Origin of the sequence: Nocardia sp. GCM10030253, from assembly GCF_042675075.1 — a bacterium.
Taxonomy (GTDB): domain Bacteria; phylum Actinomycetota; class Actinomycetes; order Mycobacteriales; family Mycobacteriaceae; genus Nocardia.
In genome coordinates this window covers 247,062-260,082 of sequence record NZ_JBHTDL010000011.1, presented here as the reverse complement: position 1 = coordinate 260,082, position 13,021 = coordinate 247,062, and the positions used below count along the sequence as shown (strand labels likewise).

The following is a 13,021-nucleotide window of genomic DNA, read 5'->3' as shown; positions in this document are numbered from 1 at the left end:
AGAGGGCGCTGCGATATCCGTGGTCTGGTGCTCTGTCGAGCTCGGGGGCGGCCACGACCACGGCGGGTGGACTTTGCACAGGCGGACTTTGCACAGGTGGACTTTGTGCGGGTGGACTTTGCGGAGGCAGGCTGTGCGCGGGTGGACTTTGTGCGGGTGGACTTTGCGGAGGCAGGCTGTGCGCGGGTGGACTTTGTGCGGGTGGACTTTGCGGAGGCAGGCTGTGCGCGGACGGACTTTGCGCGGGAGCACTCTCGGTGACCATGGTCTCGGCGAGCGTGGTCTCGATCTCGACCACGAGGTTGGCGAAATTCGGTGGGCCTTCGCCGACGCTGCACCAGAGCACGAGCCGACCGCTCGGTGGTTGTTCGATCAGCATCCCGTAGTTGCCCGAATAGGATTGCTCGATCCCGTACGGGTCGACCCAGACCGGCGTCAGGCTGAACAGGGCGCCGGGGTTGTTGGGGAACAGTTCGAAGGTGATGCCCGCGGCGAGTGCGTCACTCCACACATCGACGCCGCCGAGTTGCCTGCCCGCGAGACCGATGTGCCCATCGATCATCGATAGACCGATTCCGTGCCCACGCAGTCCGGCGGGCGGCGCGGCCGACAGCAACGTCATGCTCACCCAGATCGGTGCGGGTCCGACCTGCTCGGTGTACATGGGATAGACCATGCTGCCGTTCCAGCGGATCGGATCGGCGGACTGGTACCGGGCGGCCAACGGTAGGTTGTCGGCCGAATTCCGCGCATGCCACTGTGAATACGACTCATTCATTCGCGCCCCGCCTCTCCACCGATGGTTGTCGCCCCCGTCCTGTGCGGTGTGGCGGGGTATACCGTACTCGGCGCGCGAGAGGTCGGCGGCTCAATCCTCCGCTGGTGGGTATACCGTTACGCCGAAGAGTTCTTTGCTTGTCAAAGTACCGATTTCGAGCGCGTCGAACGCCTCGACGAGTCGGCGTTCTTCCCACACTGGAAGTGGGATTCGACGATCGCGGCGAGGCCGTCGAGTTCACGCCTCGCGGTGTCCGCATTGTCCGGTCCGACCGACACGAGGAGCTGCCGCAGCCTGCGCACTATATCCGCGACCAGGCGATGGTCGGCGCTCAGTTCCGTGAGTACCGGTGCCAGTTCGGGGAATTGGTGGCCGAGGACCGGGAAGGCTGTGGCGTCCCCGCTGTACATGTATCTGTAACTCACGGTTACAGATACATTGCTTCTTGCGCAAGAAGATGGAAGAACCCCCGGTGGCCAGCCTACTGTACAAATGCGGCAGCCGATGCAAAACAGCCTACCTTGTCGGCTTCGAAGAAATGAGGCAGCACCGGGCAACGCGGCAAATCAGGCGCCGACCGCGTCTTGGCCCGTCAGGTCGATCCCGGTAATCGGCGCAACTACATCCTGCGTCCTACTTCGCAGGGTCGGCGGATCGCGGGCGAGGCCGAGCGGCGGGGTGGAGACGCGTTCACCGAGCGCTTCCTCGACGGGGACGTCGCCGATCTGCGGCGCCTTGCCGAATACTCGGCCAGGTACAACGCCGCGGACTGAGCGTTCGGCCGCCGCGAATTGTTCGGTCGCGCTTCGAGATTGCGCATATCCCGGACACCGAACCAAGCGCTTGCTAGTCTCGGCCGATGATCCCCACGATCGTCTGGGGCACGGGCAATGTGGGCCGGTCGGCCATCCGTGCCGTCGAGGCCCATCCCGAGCTGGAACTGACGGGTGTGCTCGTGCACAACCCGGAGAAAGTCGGTCGCGATGCGGGCACGCTGGCCGGACTCGACTACGAACTGGGTGTCGCGGCGTCCGCTGACATCGACGCAATGCTGGCCGCCGGTCCGCGTGCGGTCGTCTACGCGGCATCGGGTGATATCCGGCCCGACGACGCACTCGCCGACATCATCAGGGCGATCCGCGCCGGAGCCGTCGTCGTCACGCCCGCGCTCTACGCGCTCTACGATCCACGCAACGCTCCGCCGGAACTGCGCGATCCGGTACTGGCCGCGATCGCCGACGGCGGCGGGTCGCTGTTCGTCTCCGGTGTCGACCCCGGCTGGGGCAACGATGTACTGCCGCTGCTGCTCAGCGGCCTGGGCCACACCGTCGAGGTGATTCGCTGCCAGGAGATCTTCGACTACTCGACCTACGACCAGCCCGATTCGGTCCGCTATTTGGTCGGCATGGGTCAGCCGATGGACTACCAGCCGCCGATGACCGCGCCGGGTATACCGACCATGGTGTGGGGCGGGCAGATTCGATTGATGGCTCGCGCACTCGGTGTCGAGCTCGACGAGATCCGCGAGACGTTGGACCGACGTGCCCTCGAATCCGCCGTCACCACAAAGACCATGGGCGAATTCGAGGCAGGCACCCAAGGTGCGGTGCGATTCGAGGTGCAGGGCATTGTCGAGGGGGAGCCGCGCATCGTCATCGAACACGTCACCCGCATCCATCCGTCCTGCGCGCCGGACTGGCCGACACCGCCCGACGGCGAGGGCGCGCACCGCGTGATCATCGAAGGCCACCCGCGCATCGAGGTCACCATCGAAGCCGGTGCCGAGGACGGTAATCGGTCCGCGGGCGGAAATGCCACTGCCGTAGGCAGATTGGTGAACGCCATCGACTGGCTGATGGACGCTGGACCAGGTCTTTACGACGCACTCGATGTCCCACTGCGTCCCGCGGTCGGCAAGCTCGGAAGGAAGAACTCATGAACATCGACATCCCCGAAGGCAAAGATCCCATCGGTTACGTCTGGGGCGAAATGGTCCCCGGCATCGGCCTCGCCGCATCGAGCTTCTCCTTAGCGGTCTACTCCCACACCACGCTCGGCCTGCGCGAATTCGAAGCCGCCCGGCTGCGCATCGCCCAAATCAACGGGTGCATCTTCTGCCTCGACTGGCGCACCGAACGCGACGGCCAAAAGGTCGACGAAGGATTCGCCGACGCGGTAACCAACTGGCGCACAACGGATGCTTTCGACGACCGCACCCGCCTGTCCGCCGAGTACGCCGAGCGCTACGCCTTGGACCACCACAACTTGGACGAAGAGTTCTGGGGCCGCATGACCGAGCACTACACCCAGGCCGAAATCGTCGAACTGAGCATGAGCATCGGTTCGTGGCTGGCCTTCGGCCGACTGAACCATGTACTCGGCCTCGACGCCGTCTGCGTGCTGCCGGGGCACTGAGAGGTCGCGTTCGCTCTTCGCGCGGCATCGGCGATCGGCGCGATTCTTGCCGGGCGGACAGTCCCGTGCGCGTTGTCCGATGCGCGCACACCGCCGAAGTCATGCGGCTTGTTCTGGACGATCTCACCACGACCTACGGATCGGTGCGCCGATACCTCACCGAGCAGGTCGGGACCGAGGAGAAGGCGATCGAGCAGCTGCGGGCTCAGCTGCGCAGCGACGGCCACCACCTGCACGAGTTCACAGGAAGTCCACGGGTGATTCTGTTCGTGTCCACAAGATAGCCCGGTTGACTGGACTGGTGCTGATCGGCAGTACGGGCAGGGTCAATTCCGAGGAGGTCAGGTGCACGCAGCAGTGACGACCGCCATCATTCCTCGTGAGCCGCTATGGCTCACCGGCATCGCGGGAGAGTCGGTGAGTAAGCGCGGCTCGCGGTCGATCAACGCCGATGCCGCGGCCACCTTTACCGATTCGACGGCGGGACGCACCGCGTTCGTCGTCGCCGACGGTGTCGGTGACCATCTGCTTGCGGCGCGAGCGGCGCGCACTGTCGCGACGGTCGCGGCGCGGGCGGGTGCACGCAGCGGCGCGGTGGCGGGAATCCTTGCGGCCCAGCAGCAATTGCTGCGTGAGTTCCCGCAGCAGAATGCCGACAGTGTGCTTGTCGTCGCTGTGCTCGCGGCCGACCGGTGCGACGACGGACCCTGTGACATCGCGTGGGTCGGTGACTGTCGCGCCTACCGGTGGAACGGACGGATGCTGCACCAGATCACGACGGATCACACTGTCGCCGAACACTTTCGAGCCAAAGGGCTGCACCCGGCACCGCGGCTGAATCACCTCGTCACCACATCGGCCCGCACCGCGCGCCCGGCCGACATCGGACACACCGCCACCGGGTCGAGCATGGGCAGGCTTTTGTTGAGTACCGACGGTGTGCACAAGCGTCTAGGAATCACCGACATCAAGGCGATACTCGCCGATGTCCCGACAGCGGGGAGCGCCGCGGAAGCCTTGGTGGAGAGTGCTTTGCGATCCGGCGGATCCGACAATGCCACCGCACTCGTGGTGGACACCCGGTCAGCGCGACCACTTACGGTGAAGTGAGCGGTTCGGCCTGGTAGGCCTGGTGCAGCAACTCCAGGAACAACGGCGCCTCGGGCAGGGGCACAGAACCGATCCGGCGCACCGCGACGCCCGGCGTCCATGAGTTCATCACCACGCCACCGGCCAGCGCGGGCAGGTCGGCGAGCGTGATCTCCTCGACGCGCTGGGGGACACCGAGGCGATCCAGCTGCCTGCGCACGATGCCCATGGTGGTGCCGCCGAGCATCTCGGCGCTGGGCCACACCACCGCGCTGCCGTCCCAAAAGGCCAGGTTCCAGATCGAACCCTCGCTGAGCCGACCCCCGCGGTCGACGAAGGCGGCGTCGTCGAAGCCCTGCTCGACGGCCTGACGGAGGAAATACGTCTTGGCTATCTCGCCGACGTGTTTTATGGCGGGCAGGACCCGTTCGTATTCGACCGTCGCCAGCGTCAGCGGGCCCTGCGGGCCGGAAGCGGCCGCTCCGGTACGGACCAGCACTTCGGGCTCCCCCTCGGATCCGGCCGCCGTGAATTCACCGGCGGGTGAATACACCGTCGCTGTCAGCGAGAGGTCGGCCGGACCCGCCGCCAGGGCGGTCCGCAGGTAGGACCGCACCCGATCGTCGGGCACTGCTCGACCGAACAACTTCACCGAAGCGCCCCGCAGTCGCTCCAGATGCAGGTCCAGGCCGCGGACCTGGCCGCCACGCACCTGCATTGCCGTGAAGTGGGCGTAGCCCGCGAAGGCGAGTGGCGCCAACTCCTCGGCGGTCGCCGTCCGGCCATTGCGTTGAACAACAAAAGTGGTCATGAATTCTCCCTGGGTAGTCGGGTCTGCACAGCTGACCGCGCGTGAATCACCGCACCTGGCATGGCAATTGGGCTAGCCGGTGGGTCCAGCGATGGCGGCGACCAGGCCGCCGTCGATGATCAGGTCCTGTCCGTTGATGTAGGACGCTTCACCGGAAGCGAGGAAGGCGACCACGTCGGCGACATCGTCGGCGGTACCGATCCGACCGGCGGCCACGTCGGCGACGACGGCAGCCGCGGCCTCGGTGGTGACGTTGTCGTGGAACATCGGGGTGTCGATGTAGCCGGGACTGACCGAGTTGACCCGAATCCCCTTGGGCCCCAGCTCGGCAGCGAGGGTATGCGCCAGGTTGTGCACCGCCGCTTTGGTCGCCGAGTAGAGCGAGGCGTTGGGCAGGCCGCGGTGCAGCGTCCACGACGCGTTGATCACGATTGCCGCGTGCTCGGGCAGCAGCGGAATCGTTTTCTGGATGGTGAAGAACACGCCTTTGAAGTTGACGTCGACGGCACGATCGAACTCGGCCTCGGTGATGTCACCGTTCGGCTGGAACGTGCCGATGCCCGCGTTGGCGAAGACCACATCCAGTCGCCCGAACCGCTCGCGAATCGCGGTTGTCATGGCGTCGAGATCGGCGAGATTCGCGACGTCGCCGCGGATCGCGAGGACGCGGTCCGCGCCACCCAGGTCTGCGACCGCGGCGTCGAGCCTGGCCGTGTCGCGCCCGGTGATGACCACCTGTGCGCCCTCGGCGAGCAACCTCCGCGCGGTGGCAAGTCCCATGCCGCTCGTGCCGCCGGTGATGAGTGCGATCTTGTCATCGAATCGAGAGCTGATGTGCGTCATATGACTGAGCCTGCCGATCGGCGCGCACGACAAACAGTGCGCAGTTATCCGGGGTGTGGCACCACCAGGTTCGGAGCTCAGGCAGGGGCGGCGAGCCGGATGTGTACCAATCGTTCGAGCCGATCCTCGGTTCCGGTGCCCGGCCGCGAGTTGTACAGCTCCACATGCCAGTCCGGGCGGTCGGCCATCGCAAGCGACGTCATGTCGAAGATCAAGTCACCGGCCTCTGGATGGTGCACCGCCTTCACCGCCTGGGCAGGCGCGGCCACGTCGTGGCGGGCCCACAGATCGGCGAACTCGGGGCTTACTGCGCTGAGATCGTCGACCACGCGGTCGAACCCCGGGTCGCCGGGAGAATGCGCGGCATCGGCGCGGTAGGCGGCGACAACCGTCGGCGCGACCGACTCCCAGTGCAGGTGCATAGCGCGGTGTCGGGCATTGGTGAAGAACGTGAACAGGCAGTTGTGATCGGTGCCGTCGTAGCCGAACACCGTGCGCGCCGCCTCGTTGATCGCGAGCAGGTTCCAATACCGATCCCGCAGCACCGCGGGGCGCGGCGCCCATGCGTCGAGCAAGTGTCGCAGCTCCGGGGTCACCGCGGCATCGCGCGCCCCTCGGCTGAGCGGCGGGTTGAGCCCGGCCAGCAAGTAGAGGTGCGAACGCTCGACCGCGGTCAGCCGCAGCGCGCCGCCGATCGCGTCGAGCACCTCGGCCGAGACCTTGATATCGCGTCCCTGTTCGAGCCACGTGTACCAGGACACACCGACCCCGGCCAGCATCGCGACCTCCTCCCGTCGCAGGCCCGGTGTCCGTCTCCTGCCGACCGCCGCCAACCCGACATCACCGGGCGCGAGCCGTGCACGGCGGGTGCGCAGGAAGTCGCGGAGTTGCTCGCGGCGCCGTTGTGTCACGGCCGGGGATTCGCTGGTCACATGTCGAGGCAACAACGAACAGCCACCTGATCTTCCGAGCGGCGGAGCTTCCACATGACCACCGGCTCGGCGATGAGGCGACCGGAGCCCTCGGCAAGAACGCGACACTCGATACGACGCAATGAAAATCGGCTCGCGGATCGACCTTACTCGGTTGCGGCAGCGTCACTGAGCTGCGGCGCTATCGACGCTCCGGGAGGGATCCCGGGCTGGCGCTCGCTCACCTGATCTCTTTTGCGGATCATCCCGAGGCCGTCGGATTGCTCGATGATCGCCTCGGGGTCACCGATGACGAACAGCTTGGCGCCGAACCTGCGGTCGGAGACCAATCGCCCTGCCGTTCGGCCTACGGTGTCGGCACCGTGTGCAGTGCAGGCAGGAGGGTGTCGGCTATCGCATCCAGCTGGTTGCGCGCGTTGAGCGAGCCGATCCGCAGTACCACGTGCGTCGCACCGGCGGCGAAGTAGTGCCCGAGCCAGTCGGCGCACTGGTCTGCGGAACCGCCGAAATACGCTTGGATCGTCGACATTTCGTCCAGCGAGCGACGGTAGTACTGGTGAACGTAGCCGTCGAGTTCGTCGCGGGCTTGTGCGGCGTTGTCGTTGATATTGATCGTGGCATAGAAACCGGCCGTGATCGTGCGGGTGGTCAGTTCTCGAATCGTGTCCCAGGCACGGGCGTAAGCGGCCGGGTCGGGCAGGAAGGGCAACCAGCCGTCGTAGAGTCGGGCGACTCGTTCGAGAACCCGCGAGGTGTCGCCGCCCGCAAGCCAGAGTGGCGGCCCGGTCGTGTCGTTGGCGGGCAGCGTGCGTGACAGATCGTCGAAACTCCAGTAACGGCCGTCGAAGCGGCTTGCCCCGGACCAACTCTGGCGCCAAATGGCCACCGTTTCGTCCAGCCGAGCCACCCGCTGCTTGAAAGGCGCACCGACAGTGTCGAACTCGTTCTCGCTCTCCGGTATCGGAAATCCCGCGCCGAGACCGAGGACCAGCCTTCCACCACTGAGCTGATCAACGGTGGCCGCGCTGTGCGCACCGAGCAGCGGGTGCCGCAGCGTCGCGGTGTATGCGGCCGTGCCCAACCACACTCGCGACGTCCGCGCCGCGACGGCGCCCAGCACCGTGAGGGGTTCGACCCGTGTCCGCGCCAACGGCGAATCGCCCACCCACACCGAGTCGAACCCGGCATCCTCGGCAGCCCTGGCAAACTCCACCAACCCGGCGGCATCGTGCCTGCCGGTCATCGCGGTCTCCCGACTCGGCAGCAACACACCGATTTTCGTCATACCGACAAGCCTGGCCCCAGAGCGGATCCGGAGCAATTACGCCGAAGGTAATGAGCTCGGTGACAATCCGCACACCGCGTCATGCCGCGGCTTTCCGGTGGCGGTCACCACACCTGGCAGGGGATGGTGGCCGCGTCGCATTCGTCGCCGCGGCGGGGCACAGTTCGCGCGGTCGCCGAGGGTTGCGATCAGCGCGACGCAAAACATGGCGGTGGCGAACAAGTTTGACGATCGTCATACCTATGGCGGTGAACAACGGTAGAAAAGTGTTCGCGTTGGGTGTCGAACTGGACGGCGAGGGCTACCACCCGGCCGCATGGCGCCGTGCTGCGCACGAACCCGATCAGCTCCTGACCGGCCACACGGTGCACTCGCGGGTGACCGCGGCCGAGAACGCGGGCTTCACGCTCGCGACCTTCGACGATTCGATCCTGGCGGCAAGCGATCATCCCGCGGGTCGGATCGACGCCGTGACCCGCGCATCGTTCGTCGCGGCGACGACGAGCACCCTCGGCCTGGTGCCCGCGGTGGCGACGACCTACGCAGAGCCGTTCCACACGTCCTCGCAGCTGGCCACCCTCGACTACACATCGCGCGGGCGCGGTGGCTGGATCGCGACAACGACCGCTGAGCCCGCCGCGGCGACCACCTGGGGCCGACCGGCACGCGCCGCCGCCGCGGAACTCGCTCAGGAACAACGCGATTCGATCGAAGTCGTGCGTCGCCTGTGGGATTCATGGGAAGACGACGCAGTCGTCCGCGACTACGCGACGGGCCGGTTCCTCGATCGCGACAAGCTGCATTACATCGACTTCGTCGGCGAGACCTTCTCGGTGAAGGGACCCGCGATTGTGCCTCGCCCGCCGCAGGGGCAGGTCGTCGTCTTCGCCGGCGGCACAACCGCACCCGGCGAAGCGGATGTGGTGCTGGTATCAGGCGTCGATCTCGCCGAGACCCTGGCGGCAGCCGATCGCGCCCGCGCTGCCGGTGCCCTGGTTTTCGTCGAGCTCGACGCTGCCGTCGACACCGCAGCGGCGACCGCAGCGGACCGACTCGCCGATCTGGAGCGCTACGCCACCGCGAATCCTGCTACCCGCCTGAGCTTCTCGGGCAAACCCAAAGATCTCGCCGCGCTGCTCACCGAACTCGCGCACCATGTCGACGGCGTGCGCCTGCACCTCGCGGTTATCGACGAAGACCTGCCGGTACTCGCGCGCCTGGTCCTGCCCGCCCTGTTCAGATCCGGTGTGGCCCATCGCCCCGTTCCCGGTTCGACGCTGCGCGCCAACCTCGGCCTGGCCCGGCCGATCAATCGATACGCGAAGGATCAGCACTGATGACCGACGTTCCGTTCCCCGACGCACAGGTGCACTTCGGCGTCTTCTTCCAGGGTGTCAATCACTCCACCATCTGGTCGGACCCGACCAGCGGCTCCCAGATCGACTTCGAGACATTCCGGCGCACTATCGGCACCGCCGAACGAGGGCTGTTCGACGCGTTCTTCCTCGGCGAGGGCCTGCGCCTGCGTGAGCAGAACGGCAAGATCCTCGATCTGGACATCGCGGGCCGTCCCGACGCGATAGCCCAGCTGGCTGCGCTGGCCGGGATCACCCGCCACATCGGGCTGGTCGCCACACAGAACACCACCTACAACGAACCCGCAGACCTCGCGCGCCGCCTCTCCGGACTGGATCTGGTCTCCGGCGGACGCGCCGGGTGGAACGCCGTCACCACCGACAACGCGTGGACAGGCGAGAACTTCCGACGCGGCGGATTCCTCGACCACGCGCAGCGCTACGAGCGCGCGGGCGAGTTCATCCGGATCGCCCGCGAACTCTGGGACGCGTGGGGGGACAACGCTATTGCCGCCACACGCAACAGTGCGAGCTGGCTCGAACCGGGCGCGGTGCGCACCGTGGCACGCGACAACGAACACTTCCAGGTCTCGATCACGCCGACGCTGCCGCGCTCCGCGCAGGGACACCCGGTCATTTTCCAGGCCGGAGATTCACCCGCCGGACGCGATTTCGCCGCCGCGAACGCCGACGTCATCTTCTCCAGGCACGGAACTCATTTCGATGCCGCCCTCGCGTTCGCCGACGACATCCGGGCCCGACTGCGGGCCGCCGGCCGCCCCGACGACGACATCAAGATCCTGCCGGGTACCCAGATCGTGTTGGCGGAGAAGGATTCCGAGGTCGAGGAGAAGGCGCGGTGGGTGCTGGAGAGCCAGTTCACCGGCCAGACCGCACTGTCGCTCGTCGGGCAGGTGTGGGGCCGGGACCTCTCCGATCTGGACCCGGACGGCCCGCTGCCCGCGGATGACCCGGCGCCGACCGTGATTTCGGGAGCCCGTGGCGCACAGCGCGATGGCCAGGACCCGGTGGCGATCGCGCGCCAGTGGCGGGCTTTGGCCGAAGCGAAGAACCTTTCGCTGCGGCAGGTCGCCATCGAAACCTCGCAGCGGTCCGGATTCGCCGGCACGCCGAGCCAGGTCGCCGACGAGCTCACCCGCTGGGTCCGGCACGGCGCCACCCACGGCTTCAACATTTCGCCGTACCTGGTGCCGACCGGCCTCGACGAGATCGTCGACTGGCTTGTTCCCGAACTTCAGGAACGGGGCTCGTACCGCACCGAATACACCGGTACAACGCTCCGCCATCATCTCGGCCTACGGCCACCGCTGACCAGGCGCTGACGACGCAGGTTCCAGCGCGCGACGCGGGCATTGATGTCGGGACTCCAGCACTCGACCACATTCGCTTGACATCAACCTTTGTTTAAGTTCGATGCTTCGTGCATGACCTCGACACCTGACCCGCTTCAGCTCGCCGTAATCATCGGCAGTACCCGCTCCGGGCGATTCGGCCCGACCGTCGCCAACTGGTTCATCGAACACGCCGCACAGCGCCCGGACGTCACCATCGACCTCATCGATCTCGTGGACACGCAGCTACCGCCGCACCTGTCGAACGATCCGGGGGAGCATGGCGCGCGGGCATTGGCGGAGACAGGCGCCCGCCTCGCGGGTGCGGACGCGTTCGTCGTGGTGACTCCGGAGTACAACCACAGCTATCCGGCGCCGCTGAAGAACGCGATTGATTGGCACTTCACCCAGTGGCAGGCGAAACCGGTCGGATTTGTGTCCTATGGCGGGCTGTCGGGTGGTCTACGTGCTGTCGAGCACCTGAAGCAGGTCTTCACAGAGCTGCACGCGGTCACCGTGCGCGACACCGTCAGCTTCCACGGCGCCGCACAGCAATTCGACGCACTCGGCCAGCCGACGAACCCGGCGCCGAGCAAGGCCGCCGCTACCAAGCTGCTCGATCAACTCGTCTGGTTCGGTGAAGCCCTCCGATCCGCCCGGTCCGAGCGTCCCTACGTGGCCTGACCCCCGCCGATATCCAAGGAAGCAAAAACACGACGCACAGACGACTCCGACTCCGCGGTCCTGCTGTGAGCGGCGGGGGAGTCGGAGCCGGCGTAGGGCGCACTGCCGGGTCCAGCATGTCAGGCGGGCTGTCGTTCGGTTTCGGCTTGCGTGCCGGGCTACTGACCGTAAACACCTGCAGGCGGCATTTGCTCGAGAGTAACGTTAGCGCTCCGCCCTCTCATCGAGCCGAGGTTATCGTGCACGAAATGGCGATCACGCAGAGTGTCATCGACGCCGTGTGTGGGCACGCGGCGGGTCGGAAGGTGCACAGCGTCACCGTTGCGGTGGGCGCGCTCTGTGCGGTGGTTCCGGATGCGATGCAATTCTGCTTCGAGCTTGCCGCCGAAGGCACGGTGGCGGAGGGGGCGTATCTCGAGATCGAGCAGGTGCCCGGCAGGGCCGTCTGCCGGGCTTGTGGCGCGGACTTCACGCTGACCGAACTGATCTTGCTGTGCCACTGCGGAAGTGCCGACGTCGATGTGACAGCGGGGCGGGAACTGCGAATCCGGTCGATGGAAGTGAGCGAAATATGTGCGCAACCTGCGGATGTGGCAACGACACAGCGGCCATGATCACCGTCCCGCACGATCACGATCACGATCACGATCACGATCACGATCACGGGCACCGCCACGATCATCATCATGATCATGGCGCCGATCATGTGCACCTGCCGGTGACCGAGACGGTCGTACTCGAGCAGAAGATCCTCGCGAAGAACGATCTCCTCGCTCGTCATAATCGCGAATGGCTCGAGCAACGGAATATCGTGGCGTTCAACATGACCAGCTCGCCCGGCGCGGGCAAGACAACGTTGCTGGAGCGCACCATCGGGGAGCTGCGCGACGTGCCGATCGCCGTTATCGAGGGTGACCAGGAGACCCTGCTGGACGCCGAGCGGATCAAGGCGACCGGCTGCGCTGTGGTGCAGGTCAATACGGGCGCGGGTTGCCACCTGGACGCCGACATGATGCGCCGCGCCCTTGATGTCCTGGCACCCCCGCCTGGCACGTTGTTGTTCATCGAAAATGTCGGCAATCTGGTCTGCCCGGCGCTGTTCGATCTGGGTGAGCGCAGCAAGGTCGTGGTCATCTCGGTGACCGAAGGGACGGATAAGCCGCTCAAGTACCCGCATATGTTCGCCGCCGCGGAACTCGTCATTATCAACAAGACCGACCTGCTGCCATATGTGGACTTCGATCTGGACAAATGCCGCGAATACGCTCATGCGGTCAACCCGGGCATCGAGATTATGCCGATATCGGTGACAACCGGCGACGGCATGGTGCGCTGGTATGAGTGGCTTGCGAAGGAGCGTGCGTCCGCCGAGTCAGGCAGTCTTGATCATGCTGTTGGGCGGGCCTAGACTCTTGTGATCAGGGTCACATAAGGGTGGCGGTCTTCAAACTGGGCGAGACCGTCACCGGGTGTCCGG

General features: G+C 66.1%; 16 protein-coding genes. 11 read left to right on the top strand and 5 right to left on the bottom strand.

Going from position 1 to position 13,021, the window contains the following annotated elements; translation table 11 throughout:
* The first annotated feature begins 27 nt into the window (after positions 1-27).
* On the top strand, positions 28-261 hold the full coding sequence (locus ACFQZZ_RS25685; protein ID WP_378685811.1) for a pentapeptide repeat-containing protein: 234 nt from the start codon (positions 28-30) through the stop codon (positions 259-261).
* Positions 262-918: 657 nt separating this feature from the next.
* Here ACFQZZ_RS25685 and ACFQZZ_RS25680 read toward each other — a convergent pair.
* On the bottom strand, positions 919-1,203 hold the full coding sequence (locus tag ACFQZZ_RS25680; RefSeq protein ID WP_378685808.1) for a hemerythrin domain-containing protein: 285 nt from the start codon (positions 1,201-1,203) through the stop codon (positions 919-921).
* 159 nt (positions 1,204-1,362) lie between these two features.
* On the opposite strand from ACFQZZ_RS25680, the gene ACFQZZ_RS25675 reads away from it, so the two are divergent.
* From ACFQZZ_RS25675 to ACFQZZ_RS25655, 5 genes are all read left to right on the top strand, one after another.
* A complete protein-coding gene (locus ACFQZZ_RS25675; RefSeq protein ID WP_378685805.1) occupies positions 1,363-1,551 on the top strand; it encodes a hypothetical protein in 189 nt (62 codons plus the stop codon).
* An 86-nt stretch (positions 1,552-1,637) separates the two neighbouring features.
* Complete coding sequence (locus ACFQZZ_RS25670; protein ID WP_378685802.1) at positions 1,638-2,717, top strand: dihydrodipicolinate reductase; 1,080 nt, start codon at positions 1,638-1,640, stop codon at positions 2,715-2,717.
* The gene (locus tag ACFQZZ_RS25665; protein WP_378685799.1) at positions 2,714-3,193 is read left to right on the top strand and encodes a carboxymuconolactone decarboxylase family protein; all 480 of its coding nucleotides are present in this window, start codon (positions 2,714-2,716) and stop codon (positions 3,191-3,193) included. Before ACFQZZ_RS25670 ends, ACFQZZ_RS25665 begins: the two co-directional genes overlap by 4 nt.
* The gene (locus ACFQZZ_RS25660; protein ID WP_378685796.1) at positions 3,124-3,477 is read left to right on the top strand and encodes a tyrosine-protein phosphatase; all 354 of its coding nucleotides are present in this window, start codon (positions 3,124-3,126) and stop codon (positions 3,475-3,477) included. Before ACFQZZ_RS25665 ends, ACFQZZ_RS25660 begins: the two co-directional genes overlap by 70 nt.
* A gap of 61 nt (positions 3,478-3,538) precedes the next feature.
* Entirely contained in the window at positions 3,539-4,303 is a 765-nt protein-coding gene (locus ACFQZZ_RS25655; protein ID WP_378685793.1) for a PP2C family protein-serine/threonine phosphatase, read from the top strand.
* Here the strand turns inward: ACFQZZ_RS25655 and ACFQZZ_RS25650 are convergent.
* The 4 genes from ACFQZZ_RS25650 to ACFQZZ_RS25635 form a co-directional block, all read right to left on the bottom strand.
* Entirely contained in the window at positions 4,290-5,093 is an 804-nt protein-coding gene (locus ACFQZZ_RS25650; protein WP_378685790.1) for an aminotransferase class IV family protein, read from the bottom strand. The genes ACFQZZ_RS25655 and ACFQZZ_RS25650 overlap by 14 nt on opposite strands.
* Positions 5,094-5,165: 72 nt before the next feature.
* Complete coding sequence (locus tag ACFQZZ_RS25645; protein WP_378685787.1) at positions 5,166-5,936, bottom strand: glucose 1-dehydrogenase; 771 nt, start codon at positions 5,934-5,936, stop codon at positions 5,166-5,168.
* 77 nt (positions 5,937-6,013) lie between these two features.
* Positions 6,014-6,868, bottom strand: coding sequence for a helix-turn-helix transcriptional regulator (locus tag ACFQZZ_RS25640; RefSeq protein ID WP_378685784.1), 855 nt, complete (start codon positions 6,866-6,868; stop codon positions 6,014-6,016).
* A 346-nt stretch (positions 6,869-7,214) separates the two neighbouring features.
* A complete protein-coding gene (locus tag ACFQZZ_RS25635; protein WP_378685781.1) occupies positions 7,215-8,153 on the bottom strand; it encodes an LLM class flavin-dependent oxidoreductase in 939 nt (312 codons plus the stop codon).
* Positions 8,154-8,395: 242 nt separating this feature from the next.
* Here ACFQZZ_RS25635 and ACFQZZ_RS25630 point away from each other — a divergent pair, with 242 nt between their 5' ends.
* From ACFQZZ_RS25630 to hypB, 5 genes are all read left to right on the top strand, one after another.
* Positions 8,396-9,490 carry an LLM class flavin-dependent oxidoreductase gene (locus ACFQZZ_RS25630; RefSeq protein ID WP_378685778.1) on the top strand — a complete coding sequence of 365 codons (1,095 nt, stop codon included), beginning with the start codon at positions 8,396-8,398 and terminating at the stop codon, positions 9,488-9,490.
* A complete protein-coding gene (locus ACFQZZ_RS25625; RefSeq protein ID WP_378685775.1) occupies positions 9,490-10,851 on the top strand; it encodes an NtaA/DmoA family FMN-dependent monooxygenase in 1,362 nt (453 codons plus the stop codon). The genes ACFQZZ_RS25630 and ACFQZZ_RS25625 overlap by 1 nt, the downstream gene beginning before the upstream one ends.
* A 102-nt stretch (positions 10,852-10,953) precedes the next feature.
* The gene (locus tag ACFQZZ_RS25620; protein ID WP_378685772.1) at positions 10,954-11,544 is read left to right on the top strand and encodes an NADPH-dependent FMN reductase; all 591 of its coding nucleotides are present in this window, start codon (positions 10,954-10,956) and stop codon (positions 11,542-11,544) included.
* Between the two features lie 239 nt (positions 11,545-11,783).
* A complete protein-coding gene (locus ACFQZZ_RS25615) occupies positions 11,784-12,158 on the top strand; it encodes a hydrogenase maturation nickel metallochaperone HypA (RefSeq protein ID WP_378685769.1) in 375 nt (124 codons plus the stop codon).
* Positions 12,116-12,952, top strand: a complete 837-nt coding sequence (hypB, locus tag ACFQZZ_RS25610; RefSeq protein WP_378685766.1) for a hydrogenase nickel incorporation protein HypB — start codon at positions 12,116-12,118, stop codon at positions 12,950-12,952. Before ACFQZZ_RS25615 ends, hypB begins: the two co-directional genes overlap by 43 nt.
* Positions 12,953-13,021 lie beyond the last annotated feature (69 nt).

Excerpts from the sequence above, each read along its gene's own strand:
- ACFQZZ_RS25645 (WP_378685787.1), bottom strand. The coding sequence starts at position 5,936 with ATGACGCACATCAGCTCTCGATTCGATGACAAGATCGCACTCATCACC.
- ACFQZZ_RS25670 (WP_378685802.1), top strand. The coding sequence starts at position 1,638 with ATGATCCCCACGATCGTCTGGGGCACGGGCAATGTGGGCCGGTCGGCC.
- ACFQZZ_RS25620 (WP_378685772.1), top strand. The coding sequence starts at position 10,954 with ATGACCTCGACACCTGACCCGCTTCAGCTCGCCGTAATCATCGGCAGT.
- ACFQZZ_RS25665 (WP_378685799.1), top strand. The coding sequence starts at position 2,714 with ATGAACATCGACATCCCCGAAGGCAAAGATCCCATCGGTTACGTCTGG.
- ACFQZZ_RS25630 (WP_378685778.1), top strand. The coding sequence starts at position 8,396 with ATGGCGGTGAACAACGGTAGAAAAGTGTTCGCGTTGGGTGTCGAACTG.
- ACFQZZ_RS25625 (WP_378685775.1), top strand. The coding sequence starts at position 9,490 with ATGACCGACGTTCCGTTCCCCGACGCACAGGTGCACTTCGGCGTCTTC.
- hypB (WP_378685766.1), top strand. The coding sequence starts at position 12,116 with ATGTGCGCAACCTGCGGATGTGGCAACGACACAGCGGCCATGATCACC.
- ACFQZZ_RS25650 (WP_378685790.1), bottom strand. The coding sequence starts at position 5,093 with ATGACCACTTTTGTTGTTCAACGCAATGGCCGGACGGCGACCGCCGAG.
- ACFQZZ_RS25635 (WP_378685781.1), bottom strand. The coding sequence starts at position 8,153 with ATGACGAAAATCGGTGTGTTGCTGCCGAGTCGGGAGACCGCGATGACC.